The organism is Burkholderia metallica (genome assembly GCF_902832845.1).
GTDB lineage: Bacteria > Pseudomonadota > Gammaproteobacteria > Burkholderiales > Burkholderiaceae > Burkholderia > Burkholderia metallica.
Genome location: NZ_CADFDB010000003.1, coordinates 95,765 through 119,057 on the forward strand (window position 1 = coordinate 95,765; position 23,293 = coordinate 119,057).

The 23,293-nt window shown below is 67.7% G+C and carries 19 protein-coding genes and 1 pseudogene; 14 read left to right on the forward strand and 6 right to left on the reverse strand.

The annotated features are described in order from the left end of the window. Positions 1-6: 6 nt before the first annotated feature. Complete coding sequence (locus tag HWX08_RS10590; protein WP_174919509.1) at positions 7-2,316, reverse strand: DNA translocase FtsK; 2,310 nt, start codon at positions 2,314-2,316, stop codon at positions 7-9. Positions 2,317-2,712: 396 nt separating this feature from the next. On the opposite strand from HWX08_RS10590, the gene trxB reads away from it, so the two are divergent. From trxB to HWX08_RS10605, 3 genes are all read left to right on the forward strand, one after another. Continuing rightward, the gene (gene trxB / locus HWX08_RS10595) at positions 2,713-3,675 is read left to right on the forward strand and encodes a thioredoxin-disulfide reductase (RefSeq protein WP_069256024.1); all 963 of its coding nucleotides are present in this window, start codon (positions 2,713-2,715) and stop codon (positions 3,673-3,675) included. 137 nt (positions 3,676-3,812) lie between these two features. Next, positions 3,813-4,592 carry a Smr/MutS family protein gene (locus HWX08_RS10600; protein ID WP_069256023.1) on the forward strand — a complete coding sequence of 260 codons (780 nt, stop codon included), beginning with the start codon at positions 3,813-3,815 and terminating at the stop codon, positions 4,590-4,592. Then, the gene (locus HWX08_RS10605) at positions 4,579-5,202 is read left to right on the forward strand and encodes a trimeric intracellular cation channel family protein (RefSeq protein ID WP_039343458.1); all 624 of its coding nucleotides are present in this window, start codon (positions 4,579-4,581) and stop codon (positions 5,200-5,202) included. Before HWX08_RS10600 ends, HWX08_RS10605 begins: the two co-directional genes overlap by 14 nt. A 66-nt stretch (positions 5,203-5,268) precedes the next feature. On the opposite strand, the gene HWX08_RS10610 is transcribed toward HWX08_RS10605, so the two are convergent. The 4 genes from HWX08_RS10610 to HWX08_RS10625 form a co-directional block, all read right to left on the reverse strand. Next, positions 5,269-6,387, reverse strand: a complete 1,119-nt coding sequence (locus tag HWX08_RS10610; RefSeq protein ID WP_069256022.1) for an ABC transporter ATP-binding protein — start codon at positions 6,385-6,387, stop codon at positions 5,269-5,271. 112 nt (positions 6,388-6,499) lie between these two features. Next, positions 6,500-7,357: a carbohydrate ABC transporter permease gene (locus HWX08_RS10615; RefSeq protein WP_069256021.1), complete on the reverse strand. Its 858-nt coding sequence runs from the start codon at positions 7,355-7,357 to the stop codon at positions 6,500-6,502. After that, the gene (locus HWX08_RS10620; protein ID WP_069257954.1) at positions 7,347-8,285 is read right to left on the reverse strand and encodes a carbohydrate ABC transporter permease; all 939 of its coding nucleotides are present in this window, start codon (positions 8,283-8,285) and stop codon (positions 7,347-7,349) included. The genes HWX08_RS10615 and HWX08_RS10620 overlap by 11 nt, the downstream gene beginning before the upstream one ends. Before the next feature lie 139 nt (positions 8,286-8,424). Continuing rightward, the gene (locus HWX08_RS10625) at positions 8,425-9,672 is read right to left on the reverse strand and encodes an ABC transporter substrate-binding protein (RefSeq protein WP_069256020.1); all 1,248 of its coding nucleotides are present in this window, start codon (positions 9,670-9,672) and stop codon (positions 8,425-8,427) included. 432 nt (positions 9,673-10,104) lie between these two features. Here HWX08_RS10625 and zwf point away from each other — a divergent pair, with 432 nt between their 5' ends. The 3 genes from zwf (at position 10,105) to HWX08_RS10640 (ending at position 14,249) form a co-directional block, all read left to right on the forward strand. After that, positions 10,105-11,574 (forward strand): glucose-6-phosphate dehydrogenase, encoded by a 1,470-nt coding sequence (gene zwf, locus HWX08_RS10630; protein ID WP_069256019.1) that lies wholly within the window; start codon positions 10,105-10,107, stop codon positions 11,572-11,574. Positions 11,575-11,662: 88 nt separating this feature from the next. Then, positions 11,663-12,343 (forward strand): 6-phosphogluconolactonase, encoded by a 681-nt coding sequence (pgl, locus tag HWX08_RS10635; protein ID WP_174919510.1) that lies wholly within the window; start codon positions 11,663-11,665, stop codon positions 12,341-12,343. Further along, entirely contained in the window at positions 12,321-14,249 is a 1,929-nt protein-coding gene (locus HWX08_RS10640; protein ID WP_174919511.1) for a bifunctional transcriptional regulator/glucokinase, read from the forward strand. Before pgl ends, HWX08_RS10640 begins: the two co-directional genes overlap by 23 nt. Before the next feature lie 95 nt (positions 14,250-14,344). Here the strand turns inward: HWX08_RS10640 and HWX08_RS10645 are convergent, their stop codons facing one another. Beyond that, the gene (locus HWX08_RS10645; RefSeq protein WP_174919512.1) at positions 14,345-15,562 is read right to left on the reverse strand and encodes a Bcr/CflA family multidrug efflux MFS transporter; all 1,218 of its coding nucleotides are present in this window, start codon (positions 15,560-15,562) and stop codon (positions 14,345-14,347) included. Between the two features lie 247 nt (positions 15,563-15,809). On the opposite strand from HWX08_RS10645, the gene HWX08_RS10650 reads away from it, so the two are divergent. The 8 genes and pseudogenes from HWX08_RS10650 to HWX08_RS10685 all read left to right on the forward strand — a co-directional run bounded on the left by HWX08_RS10650 (position 15,810) and on the right by HWX08_RS10685 (position 23,263). Beyond that, positions 15,810-16,262, forward strand: a complete 453-nt coding sequence (locus HWX08_RS10650) for a hypothetical protein (protein ID WP_174919513.1) — start codon at positions 15,810-15,812, stop codon at positions 16,260-16,262. A 179-nt stretch (positions 16,263-16,441) separates the two neighbouring features. After that, on the forward strand, positions 16,442-17,725 hold the full coding sequence (hemL, locus tag HWX08_RS10655) for a glutamate-1-semialdehyde 2,1-aminomutase (protein ID WP_107310932.1): 1,284 nt from the start codon (positions 16,442-16,444) through the stop codon (positions 17,723-17,725). A gap of 15 nt (positions 17,726-17,740) precedes the next feature. After that, on the forward strand, positions 17,741-18,862 hold the full coding sequence (ribD, locus tag HWX08_RS10660) for a bifunctional diaminohydroxyphosphoribosylaminopyrimidine deaminase/5-amino-6-(5-phosphoribosylamino)uracil reductase RibD (protein WP_069256013.1): 1,122 nt from the start codon (positions 17,741-17,743) through the stop codon (positions 18,860-18,862). Between the two features lie 278 nt (positions 18,863-19,140). Next, a pseudogene (locus HWX08_RS10665) lies at positions 19,141-19,654 on the forward strand (DUF1993 domain-containing protein). A gap of 193 nt (positions 19,655-19,847) precedes the next feature. Then, positions 19,848-20,990: a bifunctional 3,4-dihydroxy-2-butanone-4-phosphate synthase/GTP cyclohydrolase II gene (gene ribBA / locus HWX08_RS10670; RefSeq protein WP_069256011.1), complete on the forward strand. Its 1,143-nt coding sequence runs from the start codon at positions 19,848-19,850 to the stop codon at positions 20,988-20,990. A 53-nt stretch (positions 20,991-21,043) separates the two neighbouring features. Continuing rightward, positions 21,044-21,559, forward strand: a complete 516-nt coding sequence (ribH, locus tag HWX08_RS10675; RefSeq protein ID WP_006476661.1) for a 6,7-dimethyl-8-ribityllumazine synthase — start codon at positions 21,044-21,046, stop codon at positions 21,557-21,559. Continuing rightward, positions 21,556-21,993 (forward strand): transcription antitermination factor NusB, encoded by a 438-nt coding sequence (nusB, locus tag HWX08_RS10680; protein ID WP_021157083.1) that lies wholly within the window; start codon positions 21,556-21,558, stop codon positions 21,991-21,993. The genes ribH and nusB overlap by 4 nt, the downstream gene beginning before the upstream one ends. A gap of 73 nt (positions 21,994-22,066) precedes the next feature. After that, a complete protein-coding gene (locus HWX08_RS10685) occupies positions 22,067-23,263 on the forward strand; it encodes a pyridoxal phosphate-dependent aminotransferase (protein WP_174919514.1) in 1,197 nt (398 codons plus the stop codon). The last annotated feature ends 30 nt before the right edge of the window (positions 23,264-23,293 follow it).

Consider the following 23,293-nt stretch of genomic DNA (forward strand, 5'->3'; position numbering starts at 1 on the left):
GCGGACTCATTCCGCGTCGCGCGCCGGCACAAGAATTTCGCGGTTGCCGCTCGACGACATCGCCGATACGAGCCCCGACTGCTCCATCTGCTCGAGCAAACGCGCCGCGCGGTTGTAGCCGATCCGCAGATGGCGCTGCACGAGCGAGATCGACGCACGGCGGTTCTTGATGACGATCTCGACCGCCTGGTCGTACAGCGGATCAGACTCGCCGCCGCCTTCGCCGGTTCCCGCGCCGGCCGAGCCCTCGTCGCCGTCGGCGGTGCCGCCTTCGAGCAGACCCTCGACGTAGTTCGGCTCGCCCTGCTCCTTGAGCTTCTCGACGACGCGATGCACTTCGTCGTCGCCGACGAACGCGCCGTGCACGCGCACGGGCAACCCGCTACCGGGCGGCAGGTACAGCATGTCGCCCATCCCGAGCAGCGATTCGGCGCCCATCTGGTCGAGAATCGTGCGCGAGTCGATCTTCGACGACACCTGGAACGCGATCCGCGTCGGCACGTTCGCCTTGATCAGACCCGTGATCACGTCGACCGACGGACGCTGCGTGGCCAGGATCAGGTGGATGCCGGCCGCGCGCGCCTTCTGCGCGATCCGCGCAATCAGTTCCTCGACCTTCTTGCCGACGACCATCATCAGGTCGGCCAGCTCGTCGATGACGACGACGATGTTCGGCAGGCGACCGAGCGGCTCCGGATCTTCCGGCGTCAGGCTGAACGGATTCGGCAGCTTTTCCTCGCGCTTCGCCGCCTCGTCGATCTTGTTGTTGTAGCCCGCCAGGTTGCGCACGCCGAGCTTGCTCATCAGCTTGTAGCGGCGCTCCATCTCCGCGACCGTCCAGTTCAGTGCATGGCCGGCCTGGCGCATGTCGGTGACGACCGGGCACAGCAGGTGCGGAATGCCCTCGTAGACGCTCATTTCGAGCATCTTCGGGTCGATCAGGATCAGGCGCACCTGCTCGGCGGTCGCCTTGTACAGCAGCGACAGGATCATCGCGTTGATCCCGACCGACTTGCCCGAGCCGGTGGTGCCGGCGACGAGCAGGTGCGGCATCTTCGCGAGATCCGCGCACACCGGCTTGCCGCCGATGTCCTTGCCGAGACTCAGCGTCAGCGCCGACGACGCGGCCGCATAGACTTCGGAGCCGATGATCTCGGACAGGTGCACCGTCTGGCGGCGCTGGTTCGGCAGCTCGAGCGCCATGTAGTTCTTGCCGGGAATCGTCTCGACGACGCGGATCGACACGAGCGACAGCGAGCGCGCGAGATCCTTCGCCAGATTGACGATCTGGCTGCCCTTCACGCCGGTGGCCGGCTCGATCTCGTAGCGCGTGACGACCGGGCCCGGATACGCGGCGACGACGCTCGCCTCGACGCCGAAGTCCTTCAGCTTCTTCTCGATCAGACGCGACGTGAATTCGAGCGTATCGGCGGAAATCGACTCCTGCGCCTTCGGCGCGGGGTCGAGCAGCGACACCGGCGGCAGCGTCGAATCGCCCGGCAGGTCGGTGAAGAGCGGCACCTGGCGCTCGCGCTCGACGCGCTCGGACTTCGCCGGCGTGACGACCGGCGGCACGATCGTCACGGGCTCGTGATCCTCGATGCGCACGCGCTCCTCCTCGACCTTGCCTTCGCGGCGTACGGCCGCGGCCTCGCCGAGCTTGCGGTCGCGCTCGGCCTCGCGGCGCAGCTTCGCGACGTTCACGGCGGACAGGATCGCGCCGCCGACGCGCTCGGCGACCGACAGCCACGAGAAGCGGAAATACAGCGACAGGCCGATCGCGAGCGCGATCAGCAGCAGCAGCGTGCCGCCGGTGAAACCGAACGCGTGCGACATCGCTCCCGCGACGGCCTCGCCGACGACGCCGCCCGGCGCACGCGGCAGTTGCACCTTCAGCGACCACATGCGCAGCGCCTCGATGCCGTCGCACGCCAGCACGACGAGCACGAACGCGAGGATTTCGGTGAGCCAGCCGATCGGCCGCTCGGGTTCGTCCGCGACCGCCTCGTGGCGCGTGATGCGGCGGTAATTGACGGCAATGCGCCGCGCGAGCGGCACGATCAGCCAGTAGGCCGACAGGCCGAACAGCAGCAGGATGATGTCGGCCGTCCAGGCGCCGACGCGGCCGGCCCAGTTCGAGATGTGGTCCACCTGGGCGGCGTGCGTCCAGCTCGGATCGCGCCGGCTGTAGCTCAGCAGGGCCATCACCAGAAAGGCGCAGAGCGCGACCTGGAGAATCCAGCGGATCTCCGTGAGGAGCTTCGACATCCGGTGCGGCAACGCCTGTGCCTGGGCGGAATAAGGAGCTTTTGCCATGAATCCGTATAAAGAGGACGGGCCGTGCGCCCGCCTGTCGTTCGATCCCGCTTATTGTAAACGCTGCACCGGGCCGCCAAGTGTAAATGACGGTTACATAACGGGGTCGGGGTGCTGCTGGTCCGGCGGAAATGCTCCGCATCGGCCGCGTCGGGCTGGTGGCCGGCCGTCGGACGCCGCTGCCGCGCCGCCCCCGAGCCGGCGTCATGCCCCGCCCCGCGTGCGCGGCCGTTTCGCCGGGAGAGACTATCGCGACGATTGAAACTCTCGTTCGGCAGCGCAGCAACGGGGCCTTTATAATGCGCGTCTGATACCCATCTATGACGGCATCCCGGTCACCCCGGATCGTACGGCGAGCCCTACCCCGCCCGCCGGCCGCCTTTTACGGATTCGCACATGTCCACGCCCAAACACGCCAAAGTCCTGATTCTCGGTTCCGGCCCCGCCGGCTACACGGCTGCCGTCTACGCGGCACGCGCCAACCTGTCCCCGGTGCTGATCACCGGCATCGCGCAGGGCGGCCAGCTGATGACCACGACCGACGTCGAAAACTGGCCGGCCGACGCGAAAGGCGTGCAGGGTCCGGAGCTGATGGCGCGCTTCCTCGAGCACGCCGAGCGCTTCAACACCGAAATCGTGTTCGACCACATCCACACCGCGAAGCTGCACGAGAAGCCGATCCGCCTGATCGGCGACTCGGGCGAATACACGTGCGATTCGCTGATCATCGCGACCGGCGCGTCCGCGCAGTATCTCGGCCTGCCGTCCGAGGAAGCGTTCATGGGCAAGGGCGTGTCGGCCTGCGCGACCTGCGACGGCTTCTTCTATCGCGGCCAGGAAGTGGCGGTGATCGGCGGCGGCAACACGGCCGTCGAGGAAGCGCTCTACCTGACCGGCATCGCGAAGAAGGTCACGGTGATCCACCGCCGCGACAAGTTCCGCGCGGAGCCGATCCTGATCGACCGTCTGCTGGAGAAGGAAAAGGAAGGCGCGGTCGTGATCAAGTGGGATCACGTGCTCGACGAAGTGACGGGCGAGGATTCGGGCGTCACGGGCCTGCGCATCAAGAACGTGAAGACCGGCGCGACGGAAGACCTCAGCGTGCAGGGCGTGTTCGTCGCGATCGGTCACAAGCCGAACACCGACCTGTTCCAGGGCCAGCTCGAGATGAAGGACGGCTACATCCTGACGAAGAGCGGGCTGCACGGCAACGCGACGTCGACGAGCGTCGCCGGCGTGTTCGCCGCGGGCGACGTGCAGGACAACGTGTACCGCCAGGCGATCACCAGCGCCGGCACGGGCTGCATGGCCGCGCTCGACGCGCAGCGCTACCTCGAAAGCCTGCACGACAAGAAGTAAGCCGCGGGCCTTGCGGCGACGGGCGCTACAATGGCGTCCGCTGCCGCGAAGCAGGCCTGGCCGGACGAGCCGCTGCCGCCGCGCAGCGGCTTTTTTTTGCCCGCGCGCCCGAACGCGCCTGCCCTGCTTACCGAATCATGGCGAAGAACCAGCCCCATCCGAGCGATCCCGCGAAGCGGCAGATCGCCGCCCGTCCCGCGAACCCCGCGCCGGCGGCCCCGCCGCCCGCGCCCGATCCGGCCGCGTTGCGCGGCCAGGGGCTCGCGGGCCTCGGCGCATTGCGCAAGTCGCTGCAAGGCGAAGCCGACCGCCGCGAACGCGCGCGCATCGAAACGGCCAAGGCCGAGCGCAAGGCGGAAGCCGACGCGAACCTGTTCCGCAACGAGATCGGCGCAATCCGGCCGCTGAACGCGCCGCCGCGTGCGTCGTCCGGCCGCATGCCGCCCGACCCGGTGCCGAAGCAGACGCAGCGCGACGAGGAAGCCGTGCTGAACGCGACGTTGTCCGACGAATTCGATCCCGAGACGCTGCTCGACAGCGACGATTCGCTGTATTACCACCGCCCCGGCATCAGCCGCGACGTCGTGCGCAAGCTGCGCAGCGGCGCGTGGATCGTGCAGGCGCAGATCGATTTGCACGGGATGCGGCGCGACGAGGCGCGCGACGCGCTCGCCGAATTCATCCGCGAGGCCGGCAAGAAGGGGCTGCGCTGCCTGCGCGTGATCCACGGCAAGGGCCTCGGCTCGATCGGCAAGGAGCCCGTGCTGAAAGGCAAGGTGCGCGCGTGGCTCGTGCAGAAGGAAGAAGTGATCGCGTTCTGCGAGGCGCGCGGCCACGACGGCGGCGCGGGCGCGGTGCTGGTGCTGCTGCAGCCGTTCGCGGCGCCGGCCGACCGGGGGCCGCGTGCCGCATCCTAGGCTGACGCTCGCGATCGCCGTCCTGGAGGCGATCGCCACGCTGGCATTCGCGATTTCGGGGTTCATCGAAGCACGCAAGAACCGCCTCGACTCGGTCGGCACGTTCGTCGTCGCGCTCGCGACCGCGTTCGGCGGCGGCACGCTGCGCGACATCCTGCTCGAACGCCGGCCGTTCTACTGGGTCGTGCACGACGACTACGTGATCGCGATCTTCGTGCTCGCCCTCTTCGCGCCGTTCGTGCTGCGGATGCTGTCGCGGCTGTCGGCCGAGCGGTTGCTGCTGGTCGCCGACGCGATCGGGCTCGGGATCTTCAGCATCTCGGGCACGGCGATCGCGCTCGATGCCGAGATGCCGCGCTTCATTGCGGTGATGATGGGGGTGATCACCGGCGTGGTCGGCGGGATCGTCCGCGACGTGCTTTGCAACGACATCCCGCTGATCCTGCGCGATTCGCGGCCGTACGCGACCTGCGCGTTCGTCGGCTGCTGGTTCTATCTGCTACTCGTGTGGCTGCAGTTCGACTCGGTGTACAGCGTGCTGCTCGCGACCGGCTTCATCCTCGTCGCGCGGCTCGCGACGTTCAAGTTCGACGTGCGGTTGCCGCACTGACCGCCGCCCCCAAAGGAAAGGGGCCGTCCGAAGACGACCCTTTTACGCTTCATTCGGCACGCGGCATCACGCGATCCGCTCTTCCGACGCCGGATCGAACAGCACCGCCTTCGACACGTCGAACAGCAGCGACTGCGTCTGCCCCGGCTGAGGATTCGCGGCCGGGTGCACGCGGCTCACGATCCGCTTGCCGTTCACCTGCGCGAACACGTGCGTGTCCGGCCCGGTCGGCTCGGTCACGTCGACGCGCACGTCGATCGGCTGCAGGCTCGACGCCTCGCCGTTGTGCGCGTTGCGCGCGTCGGTGATGCGCTCCGGACGCAGGCCGAGAATCACCTCGCGGCCGACGTGCGACTTCAGCTTCGCCGCGTCGAACGGCAGGTTCAGCGCGCTGCGTGCGAGGCCCGTGTCGATTTCGAGCGCGATCCCGCCGCCCTGCTCGACCAGTTTGCCGTTGATGAAATTCATCGGCGGCGCTCCGATGAAGCCCGCGACGAACAGGTTCGACGGCGAATCGTAGATCTCCTGCGGCGCGCCAAACTGCTGGACCACGCCGTCCTTCATCACCGCGATCCGGTCGCCGAGCGTCATCGCCTCGATCTGGTCGTGCGTCACGTAGACGATCGTCGTGCCGAGGCGCTGGTGCAGCAGCTTGATCTCCGCGCGCATCTCGATGCGCAGCTTCGCGTCGAGGTTCGACAGCGGTTCGTCGAACAGGAACAGCGACGGATCGCGCGCGAGCGCGCGGCCCATCGCGACGCGCTGGCGCTGGCCGCCGGACAGCTGGCCCGGCTTGCGGTCGAGCAGGTGCTGGATCTGCAGCATCTGCGACACGCGGTCGACGATCTGCTGCTGCTCGCTCTTCGGCACCTTGCGGATGTTCAGGCCGAACGAGATGTTCTCGCGCACCGTCATCGACGGATACAGCGCGTACGACTGGAACACCATCGCGATGTCGCGATCCTTCGGCGACAGGTCGTTGACGACCTTGCCGTCGATGCAGATCTCGCCGCTCGTCACGGTTTCGAGCCCGGCGATCATATTGAGCAGCGTCGACTTCCCGCAGCCCGACCCGCCGACCAGGATCAGGAACTGTCCGTCCTCGATCTCGATGTCGACACCCTTCAGGACCGGCACCCCGTTCGGGTAGGTCTTGTACACGTCACGGATGGAAAGGCTTGCCATGCTGTGAATCCTCTGTCTCGTCTCGCGCGGCGCACTGCGGCGCCGCGTCGGGTTCGTTTCGATGCGCCGCGCGCGAGGCGCGGCCGGTTCGTCGTATCGGCTAAAGCCGCGCTTACCCCTTCACCGCGCCCGCCGTCAGCCCGCGCACGAAGTAGCGGCCGGCGACGATGTAGACGAGCAGCGTGGGCAGCGCGGCGATGATCGCGCCGGCCATGTCGACGTTGTATTCCTTCACGCCCGTCGACGTGTTGACGAGGTTGTTCAGCGCCACCGTGATCGGCATCGAATCGACGCCGGAGAACACGATCCCGAACAGGAAGTCGTTCCAGATCTGCGTGAACTGCCAGATCAGGCACACCATGAAGATCGGCAGCGACACCGGCAGCAGGATCTTCGTGAAGATCGTGAAGAAGCCCGCGCCGTCGATGCGCGCGGCCTTCACGAGCTCCGCCGGCACGCTCACGTAGAAGTTGCGGAAGAACATCGTCGTGAACGCGATCCCGTACACGACGTGCACGAACACGAGGCCCGGAATCGTGTTCGCGAGGCCGAGCATCCCCTGCAGGCGCGCCATCGGCAGCAGGATCACCTGGAACGGAATGAAGCAGCCGACCAGCATCATCGTGAACAGCGCGTCCGCGCCGCGAAAGCGCCAGTGCGTGAGCACGTAGCCGTTGAACGCGCCGATCAGCGACGAGATCAGCACGGCCGGGATCACCATCTGCAGCGAGTTCAGGAAGAACGGCTTCATGCCGTCGCAGCGCACGCCGGTGCACGCGCCGCTCCATGCCTTCACCCACGGGTCGACGGTCCACGTGGTGGGCGGCGTCAGCAGGTTGCCGGTGCGCAGCTGGTCGAGATCCTTGAACGACGTCGACAGCATCACGTAGATCGGGAACAGGAAATACAGCGCGAACAGGATCAGTGCCGCATAGATCACTGCCCGGCCGATCGTCATCTTAGGCTGCATTGCGGGTGCTCCTCGATTCCATATACATCAGCGGCACCAGCACCGCGACCACGGTCGCGAGCATCATCACCGAGGACGCCGCGCCGAGCCCGAGCTGGCCGCGGTTGAACGAAAACGTGTACATGAACATGGCCGGCAGCGACGACGACGTGCCCGGCCCGCCCGCCGTCAGCGCGACGACGAGGTCGAAGGTCTTGATCGTGATGTGGCAGAGAATCAGCAGCACCGAGAAGAACACCGGACGCATGCTCGGAATCACGATCTTGCGGTAGATGGTCGGCAACGTCGCGCCGTCGACCTGAGCGGCCTTGAAGATCTCGCCGTCGACGCCGCGCAGCCCCGCGAGGAACAGCGCCATCACGAAGCCGGTCGACTGCCACACGGCCGCGATCACCACGCAGAAGATCGCCTTGTCCGGATCGTCGAGCCAGCCGAACGAGAAGCTCGTCCAGCCCCAGTCGTGCATCACTTTCTCGAGCCCGAGGCCCGGGTTCAGGATCCACTGCCACGCGGTGCCGGTCACGATGAACGACAGCGCCATCGGGTACAGGAAGATCGCGCGCAGCGCGCCTTCGTTGCGGATCCGCTGGTCGAGCAGGATCGCGAGGAACAGCCCGAGCGCGACGCAGATCGCGATGAACGGAATCCCGAACCAGCCGAGGTTCGCGGCGGAGGTCCACCACACGTCGTTCTGGAACAGGTCCGTGTAACGGCCGAAGCCGTCGAAATCGTAGTTCGGCAACAGCCGCGAATTGGTCAGCGACAGATAGCCGGTAATCAGGATGAAGCCGTAGATGAACACCACGGCGATCGCGACGCTCGGCGCGAGCACGAGCTTCGGGATCCAGCGATCGGCGAAGGCCGACATCGGCGACGTACGCCGCGCGGCGGCAGCGCCGGATCCGTTTCCGCTAAGAGGGGCAGCCACTTGATTCGACTCCTGGAACGAGGGCGACGCAGGCCGGGCCGGCGCCAGGTACGGCACGGGCTTCGCGGGCGAGCCCGTTTGCTGCACATGCAAAAACGCCCGGCCGATGAAGCGTTTCCGGCCGGGCGCCTGTCGCGCGTTACTTGACCTTCGCGGCCTTCGCGAGCGCGGCGACCGCGCTCTTCGAATCCTGCTGCGAGTTCATGAACTTCGTCACGACGTCGGTGATCGCGCCGGCGGTCGCGTCGCTCTGCGCCATCCCGTGCGCGAGCGACGGCACGAAGCCGCCCGACTTGATCGCGGTCTGCTCGTCGGCGTACGACTTCTTCGCGCAGTCGTCGAACTTGTCCATCTTCACGCCGAGGCGCACCGGCACCGAACCCTTCAGCAGGCTGAACTGCTCCTGGAAGTCCGGCGTCATGATCGTCTTCGCGAGTGCGATCTGGCCCGGCGTCGCGTTCTTCTCGCCCTTCTGCTGGAAGAACACGAACGAGTCGACGTTGAACGTGTACGAATTCGCGGTGCCCGGCACCGGCGCGCAGATGTAGTCCTTGCCCGCCTTCTTGCCGGCGTTCTCGAACTCGCCCTTCGCCCAGTCGCCCATGAACTGCATGCCGGCCTTGCCGTTGATCACCATCGCGGTCGCGAGGTTCCAGTCGCGGCCGTTGCGGCCGGTATCGAAGTAGCCCTGGATCTTGCGCACCGTATCGAACACGGACAGCATCTGCGGCGACGTCAGCGTCGCCTGGTCGAGATCGACGAGCGCCTTCTTGTAGAACGCCGGGCCCTGCGACAGCACGACGTCTTCCCACAGCGTCAGGTCCTGCCACGGCTGGCCGCCCATCGCGACCGGCTGGATGCCCGCGGCCTTCAGCTTGTCGGCCACGGCGAAGAATTCAGGCCAGGTGGTCGGCACCTTCGCACCGACCTTGTCGAGCGCGGCCTTGTTGATGTACAGCCAGTTCACGCGGTGCACCGAGAACGGCGCCGCGACGGTGTGGCCCTTGTACTTGATGATCTTGTCGATTTCCGGCGGCAGGTTCTGCTTCCAGTCGCCGGCGGCGGAATCGATGTTGACGAGCACGCCCTGGTCGGCCCAGTCCTGGATCAGCGGGCCCTTGATCTGCGCGGCCGACGGTGCGTCGCCGCTGATCACCTTGGTCTTCAGCGCGGTCATCGCCGCGGCGCCGGCGCCGCCCGCGACCGCGAAGTCCTTCCACACGTAGCCCTGCTTCTGCAAGTCGTCCTTCAGCACGCCGACGGCTTTCGATTCGCCGCCCGAGGTCCACCAGTGCAGCACCGTTACGTTCTCGGCTGCCTGCGCCGCCACGGCGCCAGCCATCAGACCTGCCGCGCAGAGCGCACCCATGATCGAGCGAACTTTCATTACTTATCTCCTCCAGACTGAATCAACTCGTGAGGTTCCCTCACCGGGAACCGGCTTCTTGATAAACGACGGGGAAATCGAGCCGCGGGACGCATGCAGCGTACGGGGCCGATGACCGGCCGGGCTCTTACAGAAAGCGTGAATCGAGATTCAACGGCGTGTCTCCTCATTGTGTTTCTGGCCCGCCGCGATGACGCGGCGCGAGCCCGGGGCCGACGGCGCGCGGACGATGCGCGCCGTCAATGTCCGATAACATTCGGCACAAGGCGTTCCCGAAGGCGAAGCTCGCGCAGTTCGTCGACCGCACTTCTTTTTTTCTTCACCCAGGTGCTACCCCTTGCGGCGGATTGTAGTTAAACTACAATTCAGTGTCAAAAATATTTTTATCGCACTACGGATCGCTTCCGAGCACCCCCAACACGGCGGAGACACATGCATACCGATTCCAGCTTTACCTTCGTACTTTTCGGCGGCACCGGCGATCTGTCGATGCGCAAGATCCTGCCCGCGCTGTTCGAAGCGCACCGCGGCAACATGCTCGCGGAAGGCGGCCGGATCGTCGCCGTCGCGCGACACGAATCGGATCGGGCCCACTATCTCGAGTGGGTCGACACGCATGTGAAACCGCATGCGGCGAAGGCAGCCGGCAGCGCATTCGACGAAGCCTCGTGGAAGTCATTCCTCGAGCGCATCGAATACGTGAACCTCGACCTCGGCCGCGCGGAAGACTACGTCGTGCTGCGCGACGCGGTCGCGCATCTGCCCGGCATCCGCGTGTTCTATCTCGCGACGGGTCCGTCGCTGTTCGTGCCGATCTGCAAGGCGCTGGCGTCGGTCGGCCTGAACGACGGCGCGCGCATCGTGCTCGAGAAGCCGCTCGGCTACGACCTGAAGTCGTCGAATGCGATCAACGACGCGGTCGGCGAGATCTTCGCGGAAGACCAGATCTACCGGATCGACCACTATCTCGGCAAGGAGCCGGTACAGAACCTGCTCGCGCTGCGCTTCGGCAACGCGCTGTTCGAGCCGCTGTGGCGCCGCGAATGGGTCGAGAGCATCCAGATCACGATCGCTGAGGAGCTCGGCGTCGAGGCGCGCGGCGATTTCTACGACAATACGGGCGCGCTGCGCGACATGGTGCAGAACCACCTGCTGCAGCTGCTGTCGATCGTCGCGATGGAGCCGCCCCATTCGATGGATTCGGACTCCGTGCGCGACGAGAAGCTGCGCGTGCTGCGCGCGCTGAAGCCGGTCGATCCGCGCGACATCGGCAAGGTGGCCGTGCGCGGCCAGTATCATGCGGGCGTGATCAAGGGCGCGCAGGTGCCGGCCTACGCGACCGAGCCGGGCGTCAAGCCCGACAGCCAGACCGAAACCTTCGTCGCGCTGAAGGTCGAGATCGAGAACTGGCGCTGGGCCGGCGTGCCGTTCTTCCTGCGCACCGGCAAGCGGCTGGCCGACCGTGTCGCGGAGATCGTCGTCAATTTCCGCCCGGTCCCGCACTCGGCGCTCGGGCCCACGGCGCTGCGCCCCGGCGCGAACCGCCTCGTGATCCGGCTGCAGCCGAACGAGACGATCCGCCTGTATTGCCTTGCGAAGCAGCCCGGCGAAGGGATGAACCTCGCGAGCGTGCACCTCGACCTCGCGTTCGACCAGTTCTTCAAGGAAGGGCAGATGGAGGCGTACCAGCGCCTGCTGCTCGACGTGATCAACGGCCGCCTCGCGCTGTTCGTGCGCCGCGACGAACAGGAAGCCGCATGGCGCTGGGTCGAGCCTATCCTGAACGAATGGGCACGCACGCTGAAGCCGCCGAAGCCGTACGCGGCGGGCACGTGGGGGCCGGCCGCGGCGAGCGCGATGCTCGCGCAGCACGACACCTGCTGGCTCGAAGAAGAGAACTGATGCAAACCGTTGCCGCGCACGCGATCGTACGCGGCAACCTGCTTCACGATTCGTACGATTTGAACAGACAAAGCAGTCCGGAGGAGATGTGATCGAGATCCACGCTTTCGACACCCAGGAAGCGCAAAGCGAAGCGCTCGCGCGCGCCGTCGGCGACGCGCTGCGCGCCGCGCTCGCCGGCCCCGCGCGCCCGACGCTCGCGGTGTCCGGCGGCACGAGCCCGCGCCCGTTCCTGCAAACGCTGTCGCACGCGGCGCTCGACTGGGCCGGCGTCGACGTGACGCTGGTCGACGACCGCTGGGTGCCGGAGGACGACGCAGCCAGCAACGCGCAACTCGTGCGCGACACGCTGCTGCAGCACGCGGCCGCCCCTGCCCGCTTCCTGCCGCTCGTCGACACGCGCGCGTCGCTCGACGCGCACGTCGCCGCACTCAACGCGAACGCCGATTACCGCGTGCCGACCGTCGCCGTGCTCGGCATGGGCGAGGACGGCCATACCGCGTCGATCTTCGCCGACGCGCCCGAATGGGACCACGCGATCACGACGTCCGAACGATTCGTCGCCGTCCATCCCGGTGCGGCGCCGCATGCGCGCGTGAGTTATTCGCTCGACGCGCTCAAGCACGTCGACCGGCTGTTCCTGCTGATCGCGGGCCCCTCCAAGCGCGCCGTGCTCGACGCCGCGGCGGCCACGCTGCAGAAGAACGCGATTTCCCAACTGGCCAACGACAAGGGGACCCAGCTCGATGTCTACTGGTGCGCAAAGTAAGGCGGTCGTCGCGGGCCAGCATGCCGACGGTCCGCGCCTGCTCGCGGACGTCGGCGGCACCAACGCGCGCTTCGCGCTGGAAACCGGCCCGGGCGACATCACGCAGATCCGCGTGTATCCCGGCGCCGACTATCCGACGCTCACCGACGCGATCCGCAAGTACCTGAAGGACGCGAAGATCAGCCGCGTGAACCACGCGGCGATCGCGATCGCCAATCCGGTCGACGGCGACCAGGTCACGATGACCAACCACGACTGGAGCTTCTCGATCGAGGCGACGCGCCGCGCGCTTGGCTTCGACACGCTGCTCGTCGTCAACGACTTCACCGCGCTCGCGATGGCGCTGCCCGGCCTGACCGACGCGCAGCGCGTGCAGATCGGCGGCGGCGCACGCCGCCAGAACAGCGTGATCGGGCTGCTCGGGCCCGGCACCGGGCTCGGCGTGTCGGGGCTGATCCCGGCCGACGATCGCTGGATCGCGCTCGGCAGCGAAGGCGGCCACGCATCGTTCGCGCCGCAGGACGAGCGCGAGGATCTGGTGCTGCAGTACGCGCGCAAGAAGTTTCCGCACGTGTCGTTCGAACGCGTGTGCGCGGGCCCCGGCATGGAGATCATCTATCGCGCGCTCGCCGCGCGCGACAAGAAGCGTGTGGCCGCGACCGTCGACACGGTCGAGATCGTCGAGCGAGCGCATGCGGGCGACGCGCTCGCGCTCGAGACGGTCGAATGCTTCTGCGGGATTCTCGGCGCGTTCGCGGGCAGCGTCGCGCTGACGCTCGGCGCGCTCGGCGGCGTGTACATCGGCGGCGGCGTCGCGCTGAAGCTCGGCGAACTGTTCACGCGCTCGTCGTTCCGCGCGCGCTTCGAGGCGAAAGGCCGCTTCACGCATTATCTCGAGAACATCCCGACCTACCTGATCACCGCCGAATATCCGGCGTTCCTCGGCGTGTCGGCGATCCTCGCGGAGCAACTGTCGAACCGCTCGGGCGGCGCGTCGTCAGCAGTGTTCGAACGGATCCGCCAGATGCGCGACGCGCTGACGCCGGCCGAGCGCCGTGTTGCCGATCTCGCGCTGAACCACCCGCGCTCGATCATCAACGATCCGATCGTCGACATCGCGCGCAAGGCCGACGTGAGCCAGCCGACCGTGATCCGCTTTTGCCGCTCGCTCGGCTGCCAGGGGCTGTCCGACTTCAAGCTGAAGCTCGCGACCGGCCTTACCGGCACGATTCCGATGAGCCATAGCCAGGTGCATCTCGGCGACACGGCCACCGACTTCGGCGCGAAGGTGCTCGACAACACGGTGTCGGCGATCCTGCAGTTGCGCGAGCACCTGAATTTCGAGCACGTCGAGAACGCGATCGAGATCCTGAACGGCGCGCGGCGCATCGAGTTCTACGGGCTCGGCAACTCGAACATCGTCGCGCAGGACGCGCACTACAAGTTCTTCCGCTTCGGGATTCCGACGATCGCGTACGGCGACCTGTACATGCAGGCCGCGTCGGCCGCGCTGCTCGGCAAGGGCGACGTGATCGTCGCGGTGTCGAAGTCGGGGCGGGCGCCCGAGCTGCTGCGCGTGCTCGACGTCGCGATGCAGGCCGGCGCGAAGGTGATCGCGATCACGTCGAGCAACACGCCGCTCGCGAAGCGCGCGACCGTCGCGCTCGAAACCGATCACATCGAGATGCGCGAGTCGCAGCTGTCGATGATCTCGCGGGTCCTGCATCTGCTGATGATCGACATCCTCGCGGTCGGCGTCGCGATCCGTCGCGCGTCGACCAACGGCGAGTTGCCGGAGGCCGTCGCGCAGGCGCGCGCCCGCGCGAGCGACGACGAAACGGCCGACGTGCTCGACTGGCTGAGCCATGGGGCTTCGCCGGCGGCGAAGGACGTCGCGCGCGACTGACACCGCGCGACGGCAGCCGCTTTCCACGCTCGAAACAAAAACGCCACCGGCTCAAGCGCGCGGTGGCGTTTTTCATTCTGCCGTCAGGCCGCGGTTCACGCGCCCGCTTTGACGGGCCGCCCGTGCCAGCGCAGCACGAGGTAGCGGCCGGCGAAACACAACACCCCCGTGACGCCGATGGTCACGCCCATCGCGAACGGCGTGCCGTCCGCGAGTGCGCCGATCGCGACGCTCGCCAGCGCGCCGAGCGCGAGCTGCATCGCGCCGAACACGGCCGCCGACGCGCCCGCGTTGTGCGGATAGCGATGCATGAGATCGGTCGTGCAGTTCGCGGACAGAATCCCGACCACGCCGACCACGAAGAACAGGCACACGACGATCGACCACAGCCCGCCCCACCCGGTCAGCGCGACGAGCGCGACCGCGAGCGACGCGACGCAGCTCACGAGCGACGCGGCCGCGATGATGCGCAGCGAACCGATGCGGCCGACGAGCCGCGTGTTCGCGAAGTTGCCGATCATGATCCCGACGACGTTCAGGCCGAACAGCAGCCCGTAGTGCTGCGGCGACACGTGGAAATACTCGATGTACACGAACGGCGTCGCGGTGATGTACGAGAACATCGACGCGAACGCCATGCCGCCGCACAGCATGTGCCCCCATGCGACCGGGTCGGACAGAATCCGCCCGTACGACGCGAACGACGCGAGCACGGCCGCGCTCTTGCGCCGCTCCTTTGGCCAGGTTTCGGGCACACGCAGGTACGCGGTCGCCGCGCAGATCGCGCCGAACACGGCCAGCACGACGAATACGCCGCGCCAGCCGGAGAAACGCAGGATCTGGCCGCCGATCAGCGGCGCGAGCAGCGGCCCGACCGCGGTCACGATCGCGACCATCGACAGAACCTTCGCCGCATCGGTCGGCTCGTGCGCATCGCGCGCGATCGCTCGTGCGAGCACCGACGCCGCGCCGGCGCCGAGCGCCTGCAGGAAGCGCACGAGGATCAGCATGTCGATCGAGGTCGACACGAAACAGCCGATGCTCGCAAGCGTGAACAGCGCGATGCCGCCGAGCAGCACGGGGCGTCGCCCCCACGTGTCCGACAGCGGGCCGTACAGCAGCATGCCGACCGAGAAGCCGGCCATGAAGCTCGTCAGCGTGCGCTGCGCGGCGCCGGGGCTGACGGAGAAGCCGTCGGCGATCGACGGCAGGCTCGGCAGGTACATGTCGGTGGCGATCGGCCCGCAGGCAGCGAGCGCACCGAGCAGCAGGATCAGCCGGGCATCGGGCCGGCGCCGGACGACGTGAGACATGGGTATCCGGAATGGAGCCCGCGCGCATCGGGGCGCGCGTGGCGGTGAAGACGGGAAGCCGCGCCGCAAGCGGCGCGTTCGGGCCCATGATTGTACGCGCAACTTTTTCGCCCGCCTCGGGCCGCGTGCGGCGGCGGGCGGGACAGGCCCATGCGCGTCGCGCGCCGAACGAGCGCACGGGCGGATTCGATTAAGCTTGCTGCTGCTCGCCTCACTTGTCTGATCAATTCGACGTACGACCGAACCGATGACCGCTTTCCTGCTGATCTGGAGCCCCAAGAAATGGCCGTGGCCCGAACTGCCCGACGTCGCCGCGCGCGTGAAGGCCGGCGAGGCCGTGCATGACGTATGGGGCTGCGGCTTCGCGCGCGGCATCCTGCCCGGCGACCGCGTGTTCCTGCACCGCGTCGCGAAGGAACCCAAGGGTGTCTTCGGCTCCGGCTACGTGACGCGCGCGCCGTACGAGGTGCCCGATCCGGCGACGAAGCGCGGCTACCGGCTGTGCATCGATTTCGTGTACGACTGGCTGGTCGACGCGCATCAGGACGTCGCGATCGCGCGCGACGCGCTGCGCGTGCATCCGTACTCGGTGCAGACCTGGGACGCACAAAGCTCCGGCACCGTGATCAAGCCGATGGTCGAAGGTCCGCTCGAAAAGCGCTGGGCCGAGCTGACCGGCAAGCGCAAGCCGCCGCGATAACCGGAAACCGGGTCGAATCAGGCCCGTCTTGCCACCCCGGAAGTTCCCCGCGCGCCGAATGGCCGCAGTCCGGCCGGCGGGCCTGCCGCGCGCGTCTCCGGTACAATCGGACGATCGTTCCGCCCAGGCGCCGCGGCCCGTGCACAGGCCCCCGCGCCCTTCTCTCGCAGGTTTCGCTCATGTCCAACAATCAGATCCTCTTCGAACGCGCCCAGAAGACCATTCCCGGCGGCGTCAACTCGCCGGTGCGCGCCTTCCGCTCGGTCGGCGGCACGCCGCGCTTCGTCGCGCGCGCGCAAGGCCCGTATTTCTGGGATGCCGACGGCAAGCAGTACATCGACTACATCGGCTCGTGGGGCCCGATGATCGTCGGCCACGTCCATCCGGACGTGCTGTCGGCCGTGCAGAACGTGCTCGCCGACGGCTTCTCGTTCGGCGCGCCGACCGAAGCCGAGATCGAGATCGCCGAGGAAATCTGCAAGCTCGTGCCATCGATCGAGCAGGTGCGGATGGTGTCGAGCGGCACCGAGGCCACGATGAGCGCGCTGCGCCTCGCGCGCGGCTTCACGAACCGCAGCCGCATCGTCAAGTTCGAGGGTTGCTATCACGGCCACGCGGACAGCCTGCTGGTCAAGGCCGGCTCGGGCCTGCTGACGTTCGGCAACCCGACGTCGGCCGGCGTGCCTGCCGACATCGCGAAGCACACGACCGTCCTCGAATACAACAACGTCGCCGCGCTCGAAGAAGCGTTCGGCGCGTTCGGCGACGAGATCGCCGCGGTGATCGTCGAGCCGGTCGCGGGCAACATGAACCTCGTGCGCGGCACGCCCGAATTCCTGAACGCGCTGCGCGCGTTGTGCACGAAGCACGGCGCCGTGCTGATCTTCGACGAAGTGATGTGCGGGTTCCGCGTCGCGCTCGGCGGCGCGCAGGCTTACTACGGGATCACGGCCGACCTCACCTGCCTCGGCAAGGTGATCGGCGGCGGGATGCCGGCTGCCGCGTTCGGCGGCCGCCGCGACATCATGGCCCACCTCGCGCCGCTCGGCGGCGTCTACCAGGCCGGCACGCTGTCGGGCAACCCGATCGCGGTCGCCGCGGGCCTGAAGACGCTGCAACTGATCCAGGCGCCCGGCTTCTACGACGCGCTCACCGCGCAGACGAAGCGCCTCGCCGACGGCCTCGCGGCCGAAGCGCGCGCGGCCGGCGTGCCGTTCGCGGCCGACTCGATCGGTGCGATGTTCGGCCTCTACTTCGCCGAACGCGTGCCGACCAGCTTCGCGGAAGTCACGAAGAGCAACGTCGAACGCTTCAACCGCTTCTTCCACCTGATGCTCGACGAAGGCGTGTACTTCGCGCCGTCCGCGTACGAGGCCGGCTTCGTGTCGAGCACGCACGACGACGCGGTGATCGACGCGACACTCGCGGCCGCGCGCCGCGCATTCGCGGCACTCGCCGCCTGACCCGGGGCCGCGCGCATGTTCTCGGATACCGATTTCGCCCACATGCAGCGTGCGCTCGCGCTCGCCGCGCGCGGCATGTACACGACCGCGCCGAATCCGCGGGTCGGCTGCGTGATCGTCAAGGACGGCGACGTGATCGGCGAAGGCTTCACGCAGCCGGCCGGCCAGGATCACGCGGAAGTGCAGGCGCTGAAGGATGCGCGCTCGCGCGGCTACGACGTCGCGGGCTCGACCGTCTATGTGACGCTCGAACCGTGCAGCCATTTCGGCCGCACGCCGCCGTGCGCGAACGCGCTGATCGACGCGCGCGTCGCGAAGGTCGTCGCGGCAATGGAAGATCCGAATCCGCAGGTGTCGGGGCGCGGCCTCGGGATGCTGCGCGACGCGGGCGTCGACGTGCGCTGCGGGCTGCTCGCGCATGAAGCGGGCGAGCTGAACATCGGCTTCGTGTCGCGGATGACGCGCGGCCGCCCGTGGGTGCGGATGAAGACCGCCGCATCGCTCGACGGCCGCACCGCGCTGCCGTCCGGCGAAAGCCAGTGGATCACCGGCGAGGCCGCGCGCCTCGACGGCCACGCGTGGCGCGCCCGCGCGTGCGCGATCCTCACCGGCATCGGCACCGTGCGCGAAGACAACCCGCTGCTGACCGTGCGCGGCATCGACACGCCGCGCCAGCCGCAGCGCATCCTGGTGGACAGCCGCCTCGATTTGCCGCTCGACGCGCGGCTGCTCGAAGGTGCGCCGCTGCTGATCTTCTGCGGGCGGCTCGACGCCGCCGGCGAGGTGCGCGCGAACGTGCTGAAGTCGCGCGGCGCGGAAATCGTGCCGCTCGCGAACGCGCACGGCAAGGTCGACCTGCCCGCGATGCTGGCGGCGCTCGGCGCGCGCGGCGTCAACGAACTGCACGTCGAAGCCGGCCACAAGCTGAACGGATCGCTGCTGCGCGAGCAGTGCGTGGACGAATTGCTCGTCTATCTCGCGCCGAGCCTGCTGGGCGCCGACGCGGCCGGCATGTTCGACCTCGCCGCGCCGGCGAACCTCGACGCGCGCACGCGGCTGTCGTTCCACGGGGTCGAGCGGGTCGGCGACGATCTGCGGATCCTCGCGCGCTTTACGCCGCCCGAAGCCGCTCGCTGAACGGATCGCCGCAAGGTCGAGCGGAAGGGTCGCGGCCGTCGGTCGCATCGAATCGATCGTTCCGCTCGGCACGTCGGCCGACGCCGGAAACGTGCGGCCGCGCGTGTGACCGAATGCGGTAGCGCCTGCCCCGCCTTCCCACCTGTGCCCTCGGCCGAATGGCCAACGACGCGCACGGGTCATCCCGTCGCGCTAAGATGCGTCGACAGCGGTTTCAACGCCGCAACGCACGGCGCGCCGCTTGCCGGTCACCCTCTTCTCTTCAAGGAGTCGTCCCCATGTCCATCTCGATGTACCAGGCTTCGCTGCCCGTGCTGATCCGTGGCCTGACCAACCTGCAGCACATCCTCGGCAAGGCACAGGCGCACGCGGCCGAAAAGCAGATCGATCCGTCGGTGTTCGTCGGCGCGCGCCTGTATCCGGACATGCTGCCGCTCGTCCGCCAGGTCTACATCGCGACCGACACGGCGAAGGGTTGCGCCGCGCGGCTCGCCGATGTCGAAATCCCGAGCTACCCGGACGTCGAGCAGACCTTCGACGAGCTGCACGCACGCATCCAGAAGACGATATCTGAAAAGCTTCGACGCCGCGCAGATCGACGGCAGCGAGTCGCGCCAGATCGTGCTGAAGATGCGCGTCGGCCCGATCGAATTCACCGGCCAGTCGTATCTGCTGAATTTCGTGCTGCCCAATTTCTTCTTCCACGTGACCACCGCGTACGACATCCTGCGCCACAGCGGCGTCGAACTCGGCAAGCTCGACTACCTGGGCGGGCGCGACCTGCACGCGTGACGCACGGCCGGGCGATGCCCGGCCCGCTGCCGACCGCCCCCGCGTGCAGGCAACGCGCGGCAGCCATGCCAGACCTGCCGCACGGGCCGGTTGCAGCGCTTTCCGGAGCGCTCGCCGGCCGCGCTCGGCCCGTGCCAGCCGAAACGCCGTCCGGCTGGCGTAAAATACGCACTTTCCTCTTTCTCGCCCCCTTATGACGCTCGCCTCCACGCTCGACATCATCGCCGAGCTGAAAGCCGGCCGGATGGTGATCCTGGTCGACGAAGAAGACCGCGAAAACGAGGGCGACCTCGTGATCGCCGCCGAATTCGTCACACCGGAAGCGATCAACTTCATGGCCAAGTACGGCCGCGGCCTGGTTTGTCTGACGTTGACGCAGGAACGCTGCAAGCAGCTGCACCTGCCGCTGATGACCTACCGCAACGGCACACAGTACGGCACCGCGTTCACGGTCAGCATCGAAGCGGCCGAAGGCGTGACGACCGGCATCTCGGCCGCCGACCGTGCGCACACGATCGCCACGGCGGTCGCGCACGACGTGCGCCCCGAGCACATCGTGCAGCCGGGCCACGTGTTCCCGATCATGGCGCAGCCGGGCGGCGTGCTCGTGCGGGCGGGCCATACCGAAGCCGGTTGCGACTTCACCGCGCTCGCGGGCCTCACGCCGGCCGCGGTGATCTGCGAGATCATCAAGGACGACGGCACGATGGCGCGCCTGCCCGACCTGATCGAGTTCGCGCAGGAACACAACCTGAAGATCGGCACGATCGCCGACCTGATCCAGTACCGCAGCCGCACCGAATCGATCATCGAGCGAATCGCCGAACGCACGATGCAGACCGCGCACGGCACGTTCCGCGCGGTGCTGTACCGCGACCAGCCGAGCGGCTCGCCGCACATCGCGCTGGTGCGCGGCGAGCCGTCGCCCGACGGCGATACGCCGGTGCGCGTGCACGAGCCGCTGTCGGTGCTCGACCTGCTCGAAACGGGCATCTCGACCCACTCGTGGACGCTCGACGCCGCGATGCGCGAGATCGCGGCGCGCGACCTCGGCGTGATCGTGCTGCTCAACTGCGGCGACACGAAGGAACACCTGATCGACGTCTTCAAGGCGTTCGACGAGGAAGAAAGGGCCGCTGCGCTCAAGCGCCGGCCGGTCGATTTCAAGACGTTCGGCATCGGCGCGCAGATCCTGCGCGATGTCGGCGTCGGCAAGATGCAGGTGCTGTCGAATCCGCGCAAGCTGGGCAGCATGTCCGGCTACGGCCTGGAAGTCACGGGCTTCATCCCGATGCCCGGCGGCGAAGCCAAGTCCTGCCCGGCGTCCCACGCGTAACCCGCCACGGCGCTTTCGCCCTATAACCGTTCATCCACACCACGGACAAGATCATGGAAATCGGACAATACCAACCGAATCTCGAAGGCGACGGCCTGCGTATCGGCATCGTGCAATCGCGCTTCAACGAACCGGTGTGCAACGGCCTCGCCGACGCGTGCGTCGAGGAACTGGAACGCCTCGGCGTCACCGGTGAAGACGTGCTGCTCGTGTCGGTGCCCGGCGCGCTGGAAATCCCGCTCGCGCTGCAGAAGCTCGCGGAAAGCGGCCAGTTCGATGCGCTGATCGCGCTCGGCGCGGTGATCCGCGGCGAGACCTACCACTTCGAACTCGTGTCGAACGAGAGCGGCGCGGGCATCACCCGCATCGGCCTCGACTTCAACCTGCCGATCGCGAACGCGGTCCTGACGACCGAAAACGACGAGCAGGCCGTCGCGCGCATGACCGAAAAGGGTCGTGACGCCGCACGCGTCGCCGTCGAGATGGCCAACCTGACGATGGCGCTCGACCAGCTCGGCGATGACGAGGACGAAGAAGAAGACGAAGACGACGAAGAGGAGCGCGCATGAAGAAGAGCGCCCGCCGACAATCGCGCGAGCTGGCGACGCAGGGGCTGTATCAGTGGCTGCTGTCGAACGCGTCCTCCGGCGAGATCGACGCGCAACTGCGCGGCGCGCTCGGTTACGACAAGGCCGACAAGGAGCTGCTCGACGCGATCCTGCACGGCGTGATCCGCGAGCACGCAACGCTCGTCGAAGCGCTGACGCCGTCGCTCGACCGCCCGATCGACCAGTTGTCCCCGGTCGAACGCGCCGTGCTGCTGATCGCGACGTTCGAGCTCACGCACCACGTCGAAACGCCGTACCGCGTGATCATCAACGAAGCCGTCGAACTCGCGAAGACGTTCGGCGGCTCAGACGGCTACAAGTACGTGAACGGCGTGCTCGACAAGCTCGCCGCGAAGCTGCGCCCCGCCGAAACGCAGGCGCGCCGCAACGGCTGATACCGTTTGTCCGAAACGGGCGCACATGCGCCCGTTTTTTCTTTCGTCCCGCCTCCTTCGCCCTGCCCGCCCGATGAATACCGCCACCGATTCGCTCGTCAAGCTCGCCGCACGCGTCGACGCGATCCAGCCCTTCTACGTGATGGAACTGATGAAGGAGGCACAGCGTCTCGAGTCCGCCGGGCGCGATGTTATCCACATGGGCATCGGCGAGCCGGATTTCACCGCGCCGGAGCCGGTCGTCGAAGCGGCGGCGGCCGCGCTGCGCCGCGGCGTCACCCAATATACGAGCGCGCTCGGCATTGCGCCGCTGCGCGAGGCGATCGCCGCGCACTACGCACGCGCTTACGGCCTCACGATCAGTCCGGAGCGCATCGTCGTGACGGCCGGCGCGTCGGCCGCGCTGCTGCTCGCGTGCCTCGCGCTCGTCGGGCGCGACGACGAAGTACTGATGCCCGACCCGTCGTATCCGTGCAACCGGCACTTCGTCGCGGCGGCCGAAGGCCGCGCGGTACTCGTGCCGAGCGGCCCGGACGCGCGCTTCCAGCTCACCGAGCACGACGTCCGCACGCGCTGGAGCGACCGTACGCGCGGCGTGCTGCTCGCGTCGCCGTCGAACCCGACCGGCACGTCGCTCGAGCCGGACGAGCTGAAACGGATCGTCGAAGCCGTGCGTGCACGCGGCGGCTTCACGATCGTCGACGAGATCTACCAGGGACTCAGCTACGATGCGGCGCCGGTGTCGGCGCTGTCGTTCGGCGACGACGTGGTCACCGTGAACAGCTTCTCCAAGTATTTCAGCATGACCGGCTGGAGGCTCGGCTGGCTGGTCGTGCCGCCCGCACTGGTCGGCACGTTCGAGAAGCTCGCGCAGAACCTGTTCATCTGCCCGTCGGCGCTTGCGCAGCACGCGGCGCTCGCGTGCTTCGAACCGGCCGCGCTCGATATCTACGAAGCGCGCCGGCTCGAATTCAAGCGTCGCCGCGATTTCATCGCACCGGCGCTCGAACGGCTCGGCTTCACGGTGCCCGTGATGCCGGACGGCGCGTTCTACGTGTATGCGCACTGCGGCGGCGTCGCTCACCCGGCGGCCGGCGACAGCGCCGCGCTGACGACCACGATGCTGCACGACGCGGGGGTCGTGCTGGTGCCCGGCATGGACTTCGGTGTCCATGCGCCGCGCGACTATATCCGCCTGTCCTATGCGACGGCCTACTCGCGGCTCGAAGAAGCGGTCGAACGGCTCGCGACGTTGTTCGGGCAGCACTGACGTGCAGCCGGCACGACGGTCGTTCCGTCC